This window comes from Chitinophaga sp. 180180018-3 (assembly GCF_037893185.1).
Lineage (GTDB): Bacteria > Bacteroidota > Bacteroidia > Chitinophagales > Chitinophagaceae > Chitinophaga.
In genome coordinates, this window is the sequence record NZ_CP140772.1 from 3,334,110 (window position 1) to 3,351,446 (window position 17,337).

Here is a 17,337-nt window from a genome sequence, read left to right on the forward strand (position 1 = left end):
AAAATCCTACATTATGTAATCCTTTTGCTTCAAAAAACATTAGGAAAAGTTGTACTGACAATGAAACTGCTGTCCTTTATTATTCTTATAACCTGTTTGCATATAACAGGAGATGCCTTTGGTCAGCAAGACCGGAGGATCTCTATAAAAGCAGATTCGTTGCCGCTGACACGGCTGTTGAAGATGATCGAAAAAAAGAGCGGATACCGTTTTGTATACCGCAATGACCTGATCCCTGCCAACAGCAGAGTGTCTGTTGATGCCGATAATGCACTGACAGAAGATATTCTGAGAAAGATACTGAAGAATACCGGTCTTACTTTTAAGCAACTCTCCGCCGGCCTGGTGGCGATTGCTCCCGAAGAAAAAGAAATCAGGAATATCAGTGTCTCCGGAACGGTAACTGATGCTTTCGGGCATCCTTTACCAGGTGTGAGTTTACGTATTGCAGGCCAGAACAAGGGAACTGCCACCGACGAAAAAGGAGCATTCCGGCTGGATATGCCTTCTTCAGCTACGCTGATCTGTTCTTTCATCGGATATGAAGAACAACGTGTGCGGGTTACAAACAACACGCCGCTGACGATCATGCTGAAGGACGATGCCCGAGGGCTCAATGAAGTAGTGGTGGTAGCATATGGCATGCAAACCAAAAGTTCTTTGACAGGATCAGCTACTATGGTAAATGCATCCCTTTACGACAAAGCACCCCATAGCAGCTTCCAGGAAAGCTTACAAGGAAACGTACCCGGTTTACAATCAACGAATGGTTCCGGCCAGCCCGGCTCCATTCCAAGTATTCATATACGCGGTATCGGATCTATTACTGCCGGCAGCTCTCCGCTATATGTAGTGGATGGTGTGCCTGTAGTAACGGATAATCTGACGGATTATAACGTCAATTCCCTCGCGGGAATCAATAGCTCCGATATCGCGTCTATTTCTATCCTTAAAGACGCTGCGGCAGCCTCCATTTATGGATCCAGAGCGGCAAACGGTGTGATCCTCATCACCACCAAAAGCGGTAGCACCGGAAAAACAAGGATCAGCGCATCTGTACAAAAAGGTAACAACCAGCTTACCATCCCTAAAGCCGATTATCCGCTGAATACAAAAGAGATGATAGAACTGCTAAGGGAAGGCTGGGCAAACAGGGCCGATGGTACCGGCGAAGCAGGATTCCTGCGCGAGCTGCACGCCAGGGGAGTAGATACTACGGTTAATACCAACTGGATGCAGGCGCTCACCCGCCATGGGGCCTATACACAGGCTAACCTGTCGGCTGCAGGCGGAAGCAACAAAACAAAATTCTATGCTTCCGGCGGTTATTACGACTCTCAATCCGCCCTGCGGGGAGTGGACTATAAAAGGATGACCGGCAAACTGAATCTCAGCAATCAGGCTACCAAACGACTTTCGTTCGATGTTAACCTGTTGTTCTCCTACCAGCGGGCAAATGCTGTAGGCGATGTTGGACTCAATGCCAATCCGGTGCGATCTCTGGCCAGAATACAACCCTGGCTGAAGATCTATAATCCAGATGGTTCCTACGATCTTAGCTACAATAATACCTTCAACCCGGTGGCAGTGCTGAACGACAATTCCCGGACCGGCACTACTTACGGATTGCTGGGTGGCGTTGGTGCTAAATATGCGTTCACAGATTTCCTGTCGTTCGAAACAAAATTCAGCCTGGACTTCAACTACGCCCGCAGCAATATGTTTTTTGCACCAAGATTCGGAGATGGCAGAAACACCAATGGCTGGGTATACGTGAATAATAACTTATGGACCAATTGGGTATCTACCAATATCGTCCGGTTCAATAAACGCTGGGGATATCATGGTATCAATACTTTTATAGGGTATGAGGCACAGAAAACCACCAATTCCGGCAACGCTGCGGCAGCCTCCAATCTGCTGCCCGGTTTACATCTGCTGGCAGATGCTTCCAAACCGGAATCCGTGTCGTCTGTTTCCACTACGAATTCGCTGACAGGACTATTCCTGAACAACAGCTACGATTATCAGCAGAAATATTATCTCACCGCTTCCATCCGGAGGGATGCTTCCTCCAGGTTCGGTACATACAGGCGGAGCGCCATATTCTGGTCGCTCGGACTGGCATGGAACCTATACCGCGAAACTTTCTTCCAGAATGTCACCCCCATAAACGAATTAAAATTAAGAGCCAGCTACGGCAGCAACGGAAACCAGGCTATTGATAACTATGCCTCGCTATCGCTGTACAGCCCCGGAAATGATTATGATGGAAAACCGGGGTATGTGCTGACACAATATCCCAACCCTTATCTGACCTGGGAACAGAACAGACCATTCAATGTGGGGATTGATTTTGAAGTGCTGCAGCATCGCATTTCAGGAACCATAGAATATTATAACAGAACAACTTCCCGCTTATTGCTGAATGTACCGGTATCATCTACCAATGGTATTACTACTGTACTGAAGAATAACGGAGAGATGAAAAACAGCGGATTTGAAATGGCGCTGTCCTTCCGCAATATCTTAGCGAAAAATCCGGAAGGATTCTCATGGCGTACGGATATAAATTTCTCTACGCTGAAAAACAAGATCACCCGGCTCGATAATCCTATCACCAATACTGCTTATAGGAGACAGTTAGGAACGGACTTCTATCAGTTTTTTCTGGTAGGTTTTGCCGGTGCAGATCCGCAAACAGGAGAAGCGCTCTGGTATAAAGACGCATCGAAAACCGCTACTACAAAGGTTTATGGAGAAGCGCAGCGATTTAACCAGGGAAGCGCATTACCCGACTTCTACGGTGGAATTACTAACTACTTTAACTATAAAGGTTTTGAACTGAGTTTCCAGTTCTTTTATAACTGGGGCAACAAAGTATACGACAACTGGGGTACTTTCACCGAATCAGATGGCAGTGGAGGGTTTGGAAGCAGCGCAAAAATGTCGCGGCTTATTTATGAAAAACGGTGGCGCCATCCGGGCGATATTACCAACGTACCGAAAGTTGTTTTCGGAGGCACCCAGTCCGGGCTTAGCAACCAGGCTTCTTCCCGTTTCCTGTACGATGGTAGCTTCATCCGGCTGAGAGATATCATGTTATCCTACTCGCTGCCACAGCATTGGTTGAGAACGATCAATGTCAATGACGTGAAAGTATATGTACGTGGAAATAACCTGTGGACTTTTGTCAAAGATAAAGACCTGACCATGGACCCGGAAGTGCCTGTTACGGGCGACTACGACCAGCGTCCACCGGTATTTAAAACATTTCTGGTAGGGGTGGATGTAAACTTTTAGAAATTCATGCGGAAGAGATATACATACCTGTTAGTGCTGACAGCTGGTCTTTTCGGCAGCTGCGCCAAAGATTTTTTGAACCAGCGTCCGGATCAGTCAACAGAAACGAAGAATGCCATCAAAGACCTGCCGGGTCTTCGCGCAGCTATCAATGGGGTATACTCCCTCATGCAAAGCGAAAATTACTACGGACGTACGGTAACACTGCTCCCGGATCTGCGGTCGGATAATGCTTTCATCAGTATTATCAACAGTAACCGTTACCGGAATCACGATCAGTACATTCTGACAGCGAACGATCAGTATACTGCCGACTCCTGGAATACGCTCTATAGCGTGGTGGCAAATGCAAATATGGTCATTGCAAAAGGTCCTGGTGTATCCCTTTCGCCTTCCTCCACCGATTCGGTGGAAGCCCGGAAGATAGTGGCGGAAGCCTACGCTATCAGAGGACTGGCGCTTTTTGACATTGCCAGGATGTTTGCGCAACCTTTGAATTATACCGCTGGCGGCACTCATATGGGAATCCCCGTAGTGACTCAGGTGAACATAGATTCGGTGCAGTCGCCGTCGAGGAGCAATATAAAAGATACGTATGTGCAGATCGTCAATGACTTTAATACGGCTATCAGCAAATTTGCTCAAAGTGGCAGCACTGCCTTTACATCGGGGAGGATTAATATTTACGCTGCTATGGCGCTGTTATCGAGGGTGTTGCTTTACAGGGAAGATTGGGCAGGTGCGGCAGCAGAGGCAGGAGCAGTGATTAACGCGAACCAATATACGTTATTAGCCGGTAATAAACTCGTGAGCGATTTCAAAATAACCGGCAACAGCGAAACGGTTTTTGAAATTGTGAATACGCCGGTCGACAACAGGAATACGGACTTCATTAGTTATATGTTTAGTCAGGATGGTTATGGTGATGTGCTGGCGACCAATGATCTGTATAATAGTTATACCGCTCAGGATGTACGCAGAAATTTCCTGAAAATAGGTAAACGGGCAGTAAACGGAGGCGAGAATCCGGCAAACATTATTACAAAATACAGCGATGTAAGTACGTTTACGGAAAGCGTAAAAGTAATGCGGCTGGCGGAAGTATACCTGATCCGTGCAGAAGCGCTCGCACACCTTGAAAGAATTTCGGAAGCACAGGCTGACCTGGATATAGTTGCACAGCGTGCTGATCCTGCTGCCCCGCCGGCAACGGCTACAGGGCAGGCCCTCCTCGATGCTATTCTGCTGGAACGGCGGAAGGAGCTGGCTTTTGAAGGACACCGCTTATACGATCTTAACAGAACAAAAAGATCATTCACCAAATACCTGGCGAGTGACAAAACAATACAAGTGGTATGGCCCAGTACTAAAGTGATACTGCCCATTCCGCAACGAGAACTGGACGCTAACCCCAATATCCGCAACCAGCAGAATGAAGGTTACAATTGATCTGGACTGCCTTTGTTAATAATTGGTTTTTGCTTTAAGCTGGTTGGTTTTTGCTTATGAAGAAATAAAGTCCCGGTGGATTCACCGGGACTTTTTTAATTAGGAATAGGGAATGCGGAATTAAGCATGACTGAGAAGAGCTTAGGGGATAACAATCAATCGCTAAATTCTTCTCCTTCATGCTTAATTCCGCATTCCCTATTCTTCATTCATCATATTTCTCTTTCCCGCCAGCAATTAATTATTACTTTTGACGATCTGTAAACTCATGTGTCACCAAATGCTTAGAAGAAGTTACACTGCACTGGCGATCATCATATTGGCTGTAATAGGTTTACCTGCACTGGCGCAACCCTCACCAGTATGGAATGCAGCTGATATTAAGCTGCAAATGAAGAAACTTGATACGCTTGGAAGCGTGTTATATATTGCCGCTCATCCCGACGATGAAAATACCCGGTTATTGGGCTTCCTGGCCCGACAGGAGTTATACCGGACGGGGTATTTGTCGCTCACCCGCGGCGATGGCGGCCAGAACCTGGTTGGAAACGAACAATCGGAACTGCTGGGGCTCATCCGCACGCAGGAGTTGCTGGCGGCGAGGCGTATCGATGGCGCGGAACAGTTCTTTACCCGGGCCCAGGATTTCGGCTTTTCCAAAAACCCACAGGAAACCTTCACGATCTGGGATCGGGAACGCATCCTTGGGGATGTGGTATACATGATCCGCAAATTTCAGCCCGATGTCATTATCTGCCGCTTCCCGGCTGATAGCAGGGCCGGACATGGCCACCATACTGCCTCTGCGATGCTGGCAGCAGAAGCCTACACTGCAGCTGCCGATCCTCAGCGCTTCCCGGAGCAGCTGAAAATGGTGAAACCCTGGCAGGCTAAACGCATACTCTGGAATACTTTCAATTTTGGCAGCATCAATACCACTTCCGATGATCAGTTTAAACTGGATGTTGGTGTGTTTAATCCCCTGCTGGGTAAAGGTTTTGGGGAGATAGCCGCCGAAAGCCGGTCTCAGCACAAAAGTCAGGGTTTTGGTGTACCTGCTACGAGAGGAAGCTCCCAGGAATATTTTATTACCATCAAAGGCAGCGCGCCTAAGAACGGGTTGATGGATGGTGTGAATACCAGCTGGACGAGGATTCCCGGCGGGGAGCATATCGGCAAAATGGTAGACGCCATGCTGGCGGCTTATAATATAGAAGACCCGGCCGCATCGGTGCCCGCTCTGCTGCAGATACGGAGCAGTATTCAGGCACTTCCGGATGGGTACTGGCGTACGCAGAAGCTGAAAGAAACCGAGCAGCTTATTCTGGCCTGCGCCGGAATCTGGGCAGAAGCATACAGCGCATCCCCTACGGTAGTACCGGGTGCCTCTATGGAGGCTACAGTGCAACTTATTAATCGCGGAAATATAAATGCCAGCCTGCAACGGATAGACCTGCCCGGAAAATCGGACGCTACACCCAGGCAGGAGCTGGAATACAACAAGCTAACTACGGTTTCCCAGTCGCTCACCGTACCGGCCAACACACCGGAGTCGCAGCCGTACTGGCTCGACGGAACACATCCCGTAGGGATGTATGTGATAAAAGATCCGCTGCTGGTAGGCAATCCGGAGAATATTCCGCCGCTGCAGGCGAAGATCACGTTGCGTATCGGTGGGCAGGACTTTAACATCGACCGGCCGCTGCAATACAAGTACACCGATCCTGTGAAAGGAGAAATTTACCAGCCATTGGTAATTGCGCCGCCGGTAGTGGCCGATCTTAGCAACCAGGTATATATTTTTACGAATACAACTCCCCAGCAGGTACCCGTGAAACTCAGGGCCATGGCGGATCATGTACAGGGTACAGTGCAGCTTCGTTTGCCGCAGGGATTTGCTGCCGAAGGAGGCAGTCAGCAATTTACATTGAATGGAAAAGGCGACGAAACTGAATTGCGGTTTAATATTAAACCGGTAAAGGGAGTGTCTGAAAACCACGCCGATACATTGACTGTAGTGATGAATTGTAACGGGAAAGAATATACGCAAAGTATGCAGCAGATACGTTACGATCATATTCCGCTGATCACTTTATTTCCACAGGCGCAGGCCAGGCTGGTGTCCGTAAATCTGCAACATAACGGCAATCACCTGGGATATATTCCGGGCGCCGGCGATATGGTGGCGGCGGCTTTAAGGCAGGTGGGATATAATGTAACAGAGCTGGGAGAGAAGGAGATTATGAGCGGTCATCTCAGTCAATACGACGCCATTATCACCGGAGTGAGGGCGTATAACGTAAACGCACGTATGAAATACTGGCAGCCGAAGTTGATGGAGTATGTGAAGGATGGGGGTAAACTGATTATTCAATACAACGTAAATGGACCATTGGTAACCAGTGAGCTGGGCCCATATCCGTTTAGCCTTTCCCGTGACCGTGTAACAGACGAAAATGCGCCGGTGCATTTTATTGATTCAAAAGATCCGGTACTGCATTATCCGAATGAAATAACAGCGGACGACTTCAGGGGCTGGGTGCAGGAACGGGGATTGTATTATACTGTTAATGCCGACAAATCATACAATAAATTATTTACCATGAATGATAAGGGAGAAGCGCCACTGGATGGTTCTACCCTTGTTACACACTATGGTAAAGGATGTTATGTATACACCGGGTTATCATTTTTCAGGCAGTTGCCGGCAGGAGTACCGGGAGCTTACCGTTTATTTGTGAACCTGATCTCCGTTAAATAGCGACTGAAAGAAAAGAAAATGAGTAAAAAGCACGAACAACATCGCCCCCGGTTAAGAATTACAGCGGTGTTTTGTATCATATTAGGTTTGCTGATCGGGTTCAGCATTAAACGGGTACAGGTAGGATTGATTATAGGTATTGTCCTGGGCCTGTTAACGGGAGCCATGTGGAGTAAAAGCAGTTCAAACGATTAATTTTCTATGGCAGGCCACCAACTGCAGGATGAAAAGCCACCGGTATTTCCTTCATGGACTTACTGGTACGTGTTGGTAATAGCATGGCTGCTATTACTGATAGGGCTGTTTTACTTATTCACCAAAACGTTTTCATGAGTTTTTTAGATTGGCTTGTACTGGGATGTACGCTTACCGTTATTATATGTTACGGCATCTGGAAAAGCCGTGGCCAGCGGAATATGGAGAGTTATTTCCTGGACAACCAATCTATGCCCTGGTATATTATTCTGTTATCGATCATCGGTACACAGGCCAGCGCTATCACTTTCATATCCGCTCCGGGTCAGGCTTATACCGACGGGATGCGTTTTGTGCAATATTACTTCGGCCTTCCGCTGGCCATGGTAGTACTATGCGTCACCTTTGTGCCCATCTTCCATAAGCTCAAGGTATACACCGCCTACGAATACCTGGAGCAGCGTTTCGATCTGAAAACCCGTACCCTGGCATCGTCTCTCTTTCTCATACAACGTGGCCTTTCTACGGGCATCAGTATCTGTGCGCCATCTATTATATTATCGTCGTTGCTCGGATGGAACCTGTACTGGACGAATATGATCATGGGCGGGTTGCTCATTATTTACACGGTGGCAGGGGGAACCCGAGCGGTGGCCTATACACAAACATTTCAGCTGGTTATCATCTTCGGAGGAATGTTCCTCGCCGGCTGGATGGTAGTGCATTTGCTGCCTCCGGATATAGGATTCAAACAAGCCTTACAGGTATCCGGCAAAATGGATAAGCTGAATGTGATCGTCACCAAATTCGACTGGCAGGATAAATACAATATCTGGAGCGGGGTCATCGGCGGTTTCTTTCTGGCGTTATCTTACTTCGGAACAGATCAGTCGCAGGTAGGGCGTTATCTTACTGCCAAATCTATTAAGGAAAGCAGGCTGGGGTTGTTGATGAATGGCTTTGTGAAAGTACCCATGCAATTCCTGATACTGCTGATTGGCGCCCTGGTATTTGTATTCTACCTGTATTTCCGGGCGCCGGTGTTTTTCAATGAGGCGCAATTGGCGCGGGTACGGCAAACAGCGCAGGGGCCGGCGTTGACGGCATTGGAGCAACAATACAATCAGCTGGGAGCTGTGAAGCAACAGCAGGTCAGGCAGCTGGCAGCAGCATTGGAAACCGATAACCAGGCCCGGGTGGCAGCTGCTAAAAAAGATCTCAAGGCAACAGATGAGCAGGCGCAAAAGGTGCGCACGGAGGTGTTGTCGCTGATCAAAACTTCAGACCCCAATGCTGATACGAATGATACAAATTATATTTTCCTGCATTTCGTTGTGAATAGCCTGCCGAAAGGGTTGGTGGGGTTGTTGATCGCCATTATATTCCTGGCTGCCTGGGGTAGTATTGCCGCAGCCCTGAATTCCCTGGCTTCCACCACCGTAATTGATGTGTACAAGCGGTTGTATAATTCGAATGCTTCAGAAGATCATTACCTGTGGATCTCCAAATTATGGACGCTGATATGGGGGGTGTTTTGCATTGTGGTAGCACAGTTTGCAGGTAACCTTGGCAGCCTGATAGAAGTGGTGAACGTATTGGGTTCCTGGTTTTACGGAGTGATACTTGGTATTTTCCTAGTAGCTTTTTATCTCCGGAATGTAGGCGGTACAGCTACCTTCTGGTCTGCTATCATTTCAGAAATAGTAGTGCTCGTCATTCACTGGACCGGCACGGTATCTTTTCTATGGCTGAACGCGATCGGCTGTTTGCTGGTATTGTTGCTGGCGTGGTGTTTTCAGCTTTGCATGAGGAGAATTACGAATTAGGAATTACGAAATACGAAATAACTCGAAGACCTTAGCGATTGATAATACAATTATTCGCTAAGGTCTTCGAGTTATTTCGTATTTCGTAATTTTTTACTTAATCGTAGCCAGCAGTTTTTTATTCAGCGTCACATAATCGTCGTTCTTAGCGGCAGTGGCCAGTTCTATCGATTTTTGCGCAGCTTCTTTTGCTACGGCATTATTCTTTGCTTTAGCATTGATGCGGGCTTTTTGATACCATACCCAGAAAGCATCGGGGCTTTGAGCAGCTGCTTCGTTGATCCATTCAACGGCTTGTTTCAGGTCTTTGCCATTTTCAAAGTAGTAAACAGCTGCCTGGAAGTAAGGCTTTTTGTCGCCACTCTTCATCGCTTCATTGATCTGTGCAGTGATCTTATCATCAATGTTGGCAGTGATGCTCACGGGTACTTTGGTTTTATCCCAGGAAATGGCCAACTGCATTGAACTGGGCTTGATATCCTCAAAACCAATGGTAAAGCTTTCCTCGCTGGAGGGCAGGGAAACAGGTTTTACTTTTACCCGGGCTATATCGTTTTCCGGTTTATAGGCTGCAGGGCTGGTAACATCCAGGCTGCTGGTCAGTATCACGGTCCATGACCCGGCATCAGGGATGCTCAGCAGGCCGTATTTACCGGCTTTAACGGGTACGCCGCCGAAATTAACATCTTCTCCGAAAGTGATGGTGGTAGCACTGTTAGCGCCGGTTCTCCACACTTTACCATAAGGAACCAGATCGCCCATGATAATACGGCCATTTTTCAGTGGACGGGAATAGCTCAGCTCAATATCAGACAGGGCGAAGTCCTGTTTGATGGTCTGTTTAGGGCTCGGAGCGGGCATTTTGATTCCCTGAGCAAAGGTGGTACCCGCATACAGCAGCAGCATAGCGCCTGCCGTAGCGGCAAAGGTTTTGAAAGTTCTCATATCTGGTGGGTATTTTAATGGCTATTCAATAATTCCGTTCCGGAAAGCATACAGTACCAGCCCAACACTGTTCTTAACGTTGATCTTTTCCAGCAGCTTCTGGCGGATACCTTCCACTGTACGCGGACTGAGAAATATCTGTTCCGAAATCTCCTGTGTGGTCAACTCGCTGCAAATCAGCTTCAGCACCTCCTGCTCACGTTCATTCAGGTGAATTTCATTTTTAAGCGTTGGCTTGAATTGTTGTTTGTTTTTATGCAGTACTTTTTTGAGTAGTGCCAGGTTTACATTTTCGTTGAAATAAAAGCCTTTTTCAAAAGTAGTACAGATAGCTTCATATATTTCCTCTGGTTCCGCATTTTTTAAGAGATAAGCATTGGCGCCGTTTTCTACGAGATGTACAATGAAATTATCATCTTCATACATCGTCAGTATAATAATCTTTACATCCGGATATTTCTCCTTTACTTTAACAGTGGCCTCAATACCATCCATATTAGGCATTTTCAGGTCCATGAGAATTACATCCGGCACTTGCTTTTCCATGTGCTGCAACAGATGCAATCCATCATCAGCTTCAAAAACAAAGCTGATATTTTCGTAGGGGATCAGTGTATTAATTACTCCACTGCGGAAGATCTTATGATCGTCAGCAATGGCCACTTTAATGTGTGCCATAGGTGGACAGTTAGAAGATTTGCTTTTATTTTATTAAGAATAAATTACTATGAGTCATGCTGTTACAAGTGGGTTCAACACAACCGGATGGCAATTTAGTAATAAAACAAGATACCTCTCAACTATTCTAAGCCGGCAACTGATAATTCTCTACGTTAATGGTGGCGATTGTACCTTTCGTAATTGCAGGAGTGAAGTTAATACTTCCACCAATAATATTGAGGCGGCTCTCAATATTTTTAAGACCCAGGCTACCGGTTTTTTTCTGCGATTCGGGAAGTGAAGTCAGCAGCGCGCCATTGCCATTATCTTCCACGGCAATAGTCAGCAGGGAAGGAGTGGTCTGGTAGCTGATCTGCACTTCTGTTGCAGCAGCGTGTTTTAATATATTGTTGATCAGTTCTTGTACTACGCGGTATATATTCAGCGCCTTTTCTTTGTCGACAGTTTGCCCCCTGTCTGCAGTCCGGAAAGCAATATTCACCTGTTTATTTTTGTTCATCAGGTTGCAGAAAGAATCCAGGGCGTGGGCCAGTCCCAGGTTTTCGAGTGCCTGAGGATGCAGGCTCTGGGAGATAAATCGCAGTTGCTGAATAATAGTGTCAGTAAATTCCTTGGTTTCCTTCAGTCGCTCTACCTCGTTGTTGCCGGTTTTCAGCAGGGGTTGAAGGCCGCCCAGGTTCAGTTTGAGCACCGACAGCTGTGCGCCTACTTCATCGTGGAGATCTTCCGCTATGCGTTTTCGCTCCTGCTCCTGACCCTGCAATACTGCGATGAGGCGTTCCCGTTGTAACTGCAGATCCTTGTCGCGAATCTGTAATTTATGTTGAATTACCTGCTTCTGTTGCAACATTACCAGTATGATCACAATTACCCCCAACATTAACATTACTGTAGTCCCGATTACAATAATATCAACTGTTTGCATATCTCGTTTTTTTTAGTTTAGTAAGGCCAATATACAGAAGTATCATTGAAACCATACCAACAATATAATTGATACTGAGAATAGCCATGGTGGTCTTCATTTTCCCGGGTCCGGAGGTTTGCAGGCTTTGCAGGTAGTTATAACTGATGGAAAAAAAGAACTCGGTACAGGCGAACACAAATATTGCGGCGTTGTACCAGAATTCAGGGAGGGTATTAATATAGACTGCATTTTCGATCAGCTCCTTGTCTCTTAACATCTGCATAAATAAGTAAATACCATAGGTAATCAACACTACATGCTTGACGCCTGAAGAAATGGAATTATAGGCTCTGGGTCCTTCTATATAAAAGAGATCGAATATGAAAATGGCCAGTACAGCAATAGGAACAAATAGAATAATGTTTTTAACAACCGGATTTTTAATGCAATACCTGTAGAAAATAGAAAGTATCACAAACTGAATGAAATGCATCAGGCTGAAAAACCACATATTATTGAGCGACAGGTGTTGCAGGATTGCGGAGCCTCCGGCAAAAACCAGGCTGCTCAATATGTAGTAAAACAGGCATCTGGAGGGAATATCCAGGTTCTTGAACTGCAGGAGAAAGGGGATCAGAATAACAAATTCGACCCCCGTCATCCCGTAGTATATGCTGAATAGTAACGTTGTATTCACGTAGTTGTTTTATAATCAGGGCTCGATGGGTTTGGGTCTTGAGCAGAATTCCGGGCAGGGAATACCGGAATCCAGAATTTTAGCGGACATTGTTTTAGGCACAATACCAGCTGGGGCTGCAGCAGCTGCTGTGGCAGGCTCAGGAAGGATGTCGTTGCCATCTCCATCAACAGCAACAAGGATCATTTTTTTCTCTTTGATGTTATCTCCGTTGGTATCTATCTTAATACCATAATAAATTCTCAAAGCTACTGCTCCGGGTTGATCCAGTAACTCGAGTACTTTGTCTTTGCCAAAACACATGGCCTTTACATGTGTCCCAAACGACTTTTGTTGGGCATGGTCGTTATCATGGTTGTCGGTAAGTTCATTCATTTCTTCAAGAGAAATGAAGCCGCCCGCATCTGAAGGGATCGGCCTTTTAGGAAAGTTGCTCATAGTGGGTAAGTTTTAGTTTCGGGGTAAAATTATTATAAATAATTACATATCCAATCCGGGGATATCCACAGTACTTCTTTTGCAGGCAGTGGAACCGATTACGGAAACGCTGGCTGCTATTGGATTCTGGCAGTATTTAAATAGAGGTACGGACGGCGCTGAATCCGTACACTTCGCCCCAAAATGCGTATAAGTACGTGCTGCCGACCGGATGCCGGAAAGCAATAGCTGATTATCAGCTGTTCCGTATTTACCGGGTTATCATGCGTAGTTATACGCATTGCTTTTTTTCAGTTGTTTAACGCTTGACTGGTCGTATAAACTTCCCAATCTTTGTAACATGTATCGACCGGCTTTAGAAACTGTTCAGTCAGCGTTCATGTAAGCACAATGCCTTTCCGCCTTGTTTGTTTTTTGGGTTAGTATATGCAGAATCATTTTATCAGGTGATGCTAGTTCCCTTTTTTTCTTAAAAAGATTAATTTAGCATAAAGTGGCTAATAAAGAGTAGTTTACAAGAGTGGGAAACTCTATCGGTAACGATTTAGTAATGGTGCTTACTGCACTTGCTTTCATTTGATTACCTTGTAAATCATTAATGCAAATATAATAAATAAAGGGTAAAGTACATTAGTGCTTTACCCTTTATTTTTCCCTTTCCATTCTACGTGAAATATCAATAAAATCTCCCCATTGGGGGAAAACTGTGATATTGGTTTCAATATTATTTCCAAATTTTGGCATATCAACAATAGATGCAACTCCGAAACAATAGTGAGAACTTCTAAACGACTATGCTATGAAAATCGTGTTGAATAAAATATTAGCGCAAATTCATCATCAGGAAGAGAAATTTTCTTCTCAAATGATGCCAACGGCGGAAGAGGCTTATCAAATGACCCTGTTCCTAAAGGAAATGCTGTGTAACATAAAAGCAAAAGTTTTACAGGATGGATTTACATATGAGCAACAAGAAATTGATTTTTTCAAGAACATTAAACCACAAATCTTAGGAAAGCTCATTTATTACAACAAAGTCTTCCGCATTGAAACTACCTGCCCCGTTAGCAATGGCAAAATACATCAAAGTTATTATGAGAACCTGTTAAAAACCCTGAAATCAGAATACAAAGAAAGTATCTGCAACGAGGATTTTTATAGGTACTATCGGACTGGCAGGATAGACCGTGACCATAGTTATTTCAGGATCGGACAAGTCAATTACCACGATGGATTAAAGAGTGGCGTATTTGAAATTGACCTTAGTTTTTCTACATATTATGATAACAAAATAGCCCATATTATAGCGAACGAATTACTTTATACTTATATGCTTACTAAAATCAGTCCAGAAGAAAATCCAGATTTAATTTTATTAAATGGAGAAGCAAACAAGGATATTTCGTGGACAAATTCCCAAAACGCACTTATCGAACTGATATATGCTCTCTATGCTTCAAATTCTATCGCATTCGGAAAAATAGGCATCCGAAAATTAGCTTTGATTTTTCAGGTGCTATTCCAAACACCATTAAACGACATACATCACTCTTTCCATCGAATGAAAACAAGGGCAGGTTCCCGGACGGCTTTTTTAGACCAGCTCAAAATATCCCTCGAAGAATATATGGATAAAGACCTTTAGCTATATCAACACAATAAATTTAAAGCAGTACCTAAAACGTACTGCTTTTTTCTTTACCCATATCTGCCAATTGGCAAATGTTGGCAAAACTCTATTATAAAATATCCTCAATGCCCCAAAACCCTTACTAAACAAGAGGTTCCCCTGATTGTAAAAACTTTCAAAAAACTGCCAAACCAATTGGCAAGCATTGGCAGACAAACACTGCCACCCTTACCAATTTTGCATAGTGAACTTTAAAAACTGTGCAATGAAAATAATAACCATTGAAGAAGAAGCGTGGCAACAGCTAAACAGCCGTATCAATGCCATTGCCGACTACCTGAAAAGATTGGATGATACAAGCTATGATGACCTGTGGCTCAATAACCACGAGGTATGCCAATACCTGCACATCAGCGAAAAGACCTTATGGCGTATGCGCACCAAAGGAGAGATTGCTTATTCAAAAATCTATGGTCAATATTTCTACACCATAGGAGCAATTAAGGATATGCTCAATGCCAATGCCGTACAGAGCAGTGATGAATTTGTGCAGGAGCTTATGGCAAAAGGCAAAAGCTATATCGAAAAAGGCAGAAAGCTAAAGACAGATAAAAAATAGGTATGAACCCTTAAAAGTATATCCCTATGAATATTGACAGAATGGAATTTTTGGCGTGGATGGAACGCTTAATGGGTCGCTTGGATATGCTGGGCGACAATATAGATGAACTGCAAAAGAAACGCAACAGCATAGACGGCGAGGAATTGCTGGATAATCAGGATTTGCTTCAAATGCTTAAAATCAGCAACCGCTCCCTGCAACGGTATCGCTCCATTGGCAAACTACCCTATTATACCATAAGCGGAAAATTGTATTACAAGCTATCCGATGTACATCAGTTCATTAGAGAGAGTTTTAACCCACCCTCAAAATGAACGCCAATGAAAGACAAAGACTGCCTTTGAGTGCCACATTGGGCGATACAGCCAACGCTTCATTTACATTCGGCGGTAAACTTTAAATTTTTCAGATTATGAGCGAAGAAACAACAAATAAGCAGGAAATGCCCGAACAATTATCGGACATATTATTGGTGCTGGATAAAGAAAAAATGAAAATCCAAGCCGTAAAGAGTATTGACGAGAACGGAAAAATGGAAACCGTTGACCCCACTAAGAAAAACCAAAACCAGTTTATGCGTGTGGACAAAAGCGGTGATTTCTTTTCCAACTTCTTCTCTAATTTTTTCAGCCAGTTAAAGAACCCTACCAATTTTTCATTCTTCAAAGTGCCTGCACCTATTGCGGTTGAAAAAGCACAGGAAATGCAAAAGCAGGTGGATAAGCCCACTCCCGAAGGTGAAAAAGTGATGAAAGAACACGAAGTAAAAACAGAACCGCAACAGGATAAAAAACAAGAAAATCAAAATAATATGGCAACAACACAAACAACACCGGAAGCCAGCGAGTACCGCTACAAACCGGAACAGATTGATTGGGACACAATGAAAAATCTCGGATTGAGCAAAGAATATCTTGAAAAAAGAAACCTGCTTGACCCCTTATTAAGAGGTTACAAAACTAATGAGCTTTTACCGATTGGCATTAATCTCGGTAGTACAATTCTCCGCACGGATGCCCGTCTGTCTTTACAGCAAGGCGAAGACGGAAATGTTATCGTGGCAATACACGGTATCAAAAAAGAACCTAACCTGCACTTTGAGTTCTTCGGACACAAGTTTACAGATGAGGACAAGAAAAACCTGCTCGAAACAGGCAATATGGGGCGTGTGGTTAACCTGACCAATTCCAAAACGGGCGAACTAATGCCGTCCATTATCAGCATAGACAGGCTAACCAATGATGTGATAGCCTTACGGACGGATTTCATAAAAATTCCCGATGAAATTAAGGGTGTGAAGTTGAACGATGAGCAAAAGCAAACTTTAATGGAGGGCAAACCGCTAAAGTTAGACGGTATGATTTCTGCTAAAGGAACGGAGTTTTCGGCAACGGTACAGTTCAATGCTGACAAGCGTTATGTGGAGTTCCTGTTTGACCGCAATAATTCCAATAGGCAAACCCAAAACAACGGACAAAGTAATCAGCAAAGCCAGCCGCAGGAAGCTCCAAAAACATTCAGGGGCAAAGAACTTACCGATGAACAGCATAAGGATTTCAAAGCCGGGCAAACCGTTTACATTGATGGATTGATGGATAAAAAAGGGCAACCTTATCAGGGTTATATCACTTTCAATGCAGAAACGGGAAAAACAAACTTCCAATTTCCAAGCCAGGTTAAGGCACAGGCAAAACCTGCCGAAGCCCACAAAACGCAAACCGCCGTCAATTCAGAGGGCAAGACTAACGAAGCGACCAAAAATATCAACGAGCCTTTAAAATCGGGACAGCAAAGACCGAAAAACAAACAACAGCAGGAAAAACAAGAACAACAGGAAAAATCCGAAACACCTGCAAAATCAAAAGGTAGAAAAGTGAGTTAAT

The 17,337-nt window shown here is 44.9% G+C and carries 14 protein-coding genes; 9 read left to right on the forward strand and 5 right to left on the reverse strand.

What is annotated here, in order from left to right:
* Positions 1–60 precede the first annotated feature (60 nt).
* The 5 genes from UNH61_RS13095 (at position 61) to UNH61_RS13115 (ending at position 9,534) form a co-directional block, all read left to right on the forward strand.
* Positions 61–3,303 carry a SusC/RagA family TonB-linked outer membrane protein gene (locus tag UNH61_RS13095; protein ID WP_326992442.1) on the forward strand — a complete coding sequence of 1,081 codons (3,243 nt, stop codon included), beginning with the start codon at positions 61–63 and terminating at the stop codon, positions 3,301–3,303.
* Between the two features lie 6 nt (positions 3,304–3,309).
* Entirely contained in the window at positions 3,310–4,752 is a 1,443-nt protein-coding gene (locus tag UNH61_RS13100; protein ID WP_326992443.1) for a RagB/SusD family nutrient uptake outer membrane protein, read from the forward strand.
* A 280-nt stretch (positions 4,753–5,032) separates the two neighbouring features.
* Entirely contained in the window at positions 5,033–7,513 is a 2,481-nt protein-coding gene (locus UNH61_RS13105) for a PIG-L family deacetylase (RefSeq protein ID WP_326992444.1), read from the forward strand.
* Between the two features lie 18 nt (positions 7,514–7,531).
* The gene (locus UNH61_RS13110; RefSeq protein WP_326992445.1) at positions 7,532–7,708 is read left to right on the forward strand and encodes a hypothetical protein; all 177 of its coding nucleotides are present in this window, start codon (positions 7,532–7,534) and stop codon (positions 7,706–7,708) included.
* A gap of 134 nt (positions 7,709–7,842) precedes the next feature.
* A complete protein-coding gene (locus UNH61_RS13115; RefSeq protein ID WP_326992447.1) occupies positions 7,843–9,534 on the forward strand; it encodes a sodium:solute symporter in 1,692 nt (563 codons plus the stop codon).
* Between the two features lie 93 nt (positions 9,535–9,627).
* Here the strand turns inward: UNH61_RS13115 and UNH61_RS13120 are convergent, their stop codons facing one another.
* From UNH61_RS13120 to UNH61_RS13140, 5 genes are all read right to left on the reverse strand, one after another.
* Positions 9,628–10,479, reverse strand: coding sequence for a DUF2911 domain-containing protein (locus UNH61_RS13120; RefSeq protein WP_326992448.1), 852 nt, complete (start codon positions 10,477–10,479; stop codon positions 9,628–9,630).
* Positions 10,480–10,500: 21 nt separating this feature from the next.
* Complete coding sequence (locus UNH61_RS13125) at positions 10,501–11,157, reverse strand: response regulator transcription factor (RefSeq protein WP_326992449.1); 657 nt, start codon at positions 11,155–11,157, stop codon at positions 10,501–10,503.
* A gap of 127 nt (positions 11,158–11,284) precedes the next feature.
* Complete coding sequence (locus UNH61_RS13130) at positions 11,285–12,085, reverse strand: sensor histidine kinase (protein ID WP_326992450.1); 801 nt, start codon at positions 12,083–12,085, stop codon at positions 11,285–11,287.
* Positions 12,072–12,764, reverse strand: a complete 693-nt coding sequence (locus tag UNH61_RS13135; RefSeq protein ID WP_326992451.1) for a hypothetical protein — start codon at positions 12,762–12,764, stop codon at positions 12,072–12,074. Before UNH61_RS13135 ends, UNH61_RS13130 begins: the two co-directional genes overlap by 14 nt.
* A 15-nt stretch (positions 12,765–12,779) precedes the next feature.
* Entirely contained in the window at positions 12,780–13,202 is a 423-nt protein-coding gene (locus UNH61_RS13140) for a hypothetical protein (protein WP_326992452.1), read from the reverse strand.
* A 799-nt stretch (positions 13,203–14,001) separates the two neighbouring features.
* Between UNH61_RS13140 and UNH61_RS13145 the strand changes: the two genes are divergently transcribed.
* From UNH61_RS13145 to UNH61_RS13160, 4 genes are all read left to right on the forward strand, one after another.
* The gene (locus UNH61_RS13145) at positions 14,002–14,847 is read left to right on the forward strand and encodes an RteC domain-containing protein (protein ID WP_019975892.1); all 846 of its coding nucleotides are present in this window, start codon (positions 14,002–14,004) and stop codon (positions 14,845–14,847) included.
* Between the two features lie 250 nt (positions 14,848–15,097).
* Positions 15,098–15,451, forward strand: coding sequence for a helix-turn-helix domain-containing protein (locus UNH61_RS13150; protein ID WP_019975893.1), 354 nt, complete (start codon positions 15,098–15,100; stop codon positions 15,449–15,451).
* Between the two features lie 86 nt (positions 15,452–15,537).
* A complete protein-coding gene (locus tag UNH61_RS13155; protein WP_326996166.1) occupies positions 15,538–15,768 on the forward strand; it encodes a helix-turn-helix domain-containing protein in 231 nt (76 codons plus the stop codon).
* A 98-nt stretch (positions 15,769–15,866) separates the two neighbouring features.
* The gene (locus UNH61_RS13160; protein ID WP_019975894.1) at positions 15,867–17,336 is read left to right on the forward strand and encodes a DUF4099 domain-containing protein; all 1,470 of its coding nucleotides are present in this window, start codon (positions 15,867–15,869) and stop codon (positions 17,334–17,336) included.
* Position 17,337 lies beyond the last annotated feature (1 nt).

What these genes read in the sequence shown, in the direction of transcription:
- UNH61_RS13095 (WP_326992442.1), top strand. Translation starts at nt 61, where the DNA reads ATGAAACTGCTGTCCTTTATTATTCTTATAACCTGTTTGCATATAACA.
- UNH61_RS13100 (WP_326992443.1), top strand. Translation starts at nt 3,310, where the DNA reads ATGCGGAAGAGATATACATACCTGTTAGTGCTGACAGCTGGTCTTTTC.
- UNH61_RS13105 (WP_326992444.1), top strand. Translation starts at nt 5,033, where the DNA reads ATGCTTAGAAGAAGTTACACTGCACTGGCGATCATCATATTGGCTGTA.
- UNH61_RS13110 (WP_326992445.1), top strand. Translation starts at nt 7,532, where the DNA reads ATGAGTAAAAAGCACGAACAACATCGCCCCCGGTTAAGAATTACAGCG.
- UNH61_RS13115 (WP_326992447.1), top strand. Translation starts at nt 7,843, where the DNA reads ATGAGTTTTTTAGATTGGCTTGTACTGGGATGTACGCTTACCGTTATT.
- UNH61_RS13120 (WP_326992448.1), bottom strand. Translation starts at nt 10,479, where the DNA reads ATGAGAACTTTCAAAACCTTTGCCGCTACGGCAGGCGCTATGCTGCTG.
- UNH61_RS13125 (WP_326992449.1), bottom strand. Translation starts at nt 11,157, where the DNA reads ATGGCACACATTAAAGTGGCCATTGCTGACGATCATAAGATCTTCCGC.
- UNH61_RS13130 (WP_326992450.1), bottom strand. Translation starts at nt 12,085, where the DNA reads ATGCAAACAGTTGATATTATTGTAATCGGGACTACAGTAATGTTAATG.
- UNH61_RS13140 (WP_326992452.1), bottom strand. Translation starts at nt 13,202, where the DNA reads ATGAGCAACTTTCCTAAAAGGCCGATCCCTTCAGATGCGGGCGGCTTC.
- UNH61_RS13145 (WP_019975892.1), top strand. Translation starts at nt 14,002, where the DNA reads ATGAAAATCGTGTTGAATAAAATATTAGCGCAAATTCATCATCAGGAA.
- UNH61_RS13150 (WP_019975893.1), top strand. Translation starts at nt 15,098, where the DNA reads ATGAAAATAATAACCATTGAAGAAGAAGCGTGGCAACAGCTAAACAGC.
- UNH61_RS13155 (WP_326996166.1), top strand. Translation starts at nt 15,538, where the DNA reads ATGCTGGGCGACAATATAGATGAACTGCAAAAGAAACGCAACAGCATA.
- UNH61_RS13160 (WP_019975894.1), top strand. Translation starts at nt 15,867, where the DNA reads ATGAGCGAAGAAACAACAAATAAGCAGGAAATGCCCGAACAATTATCG.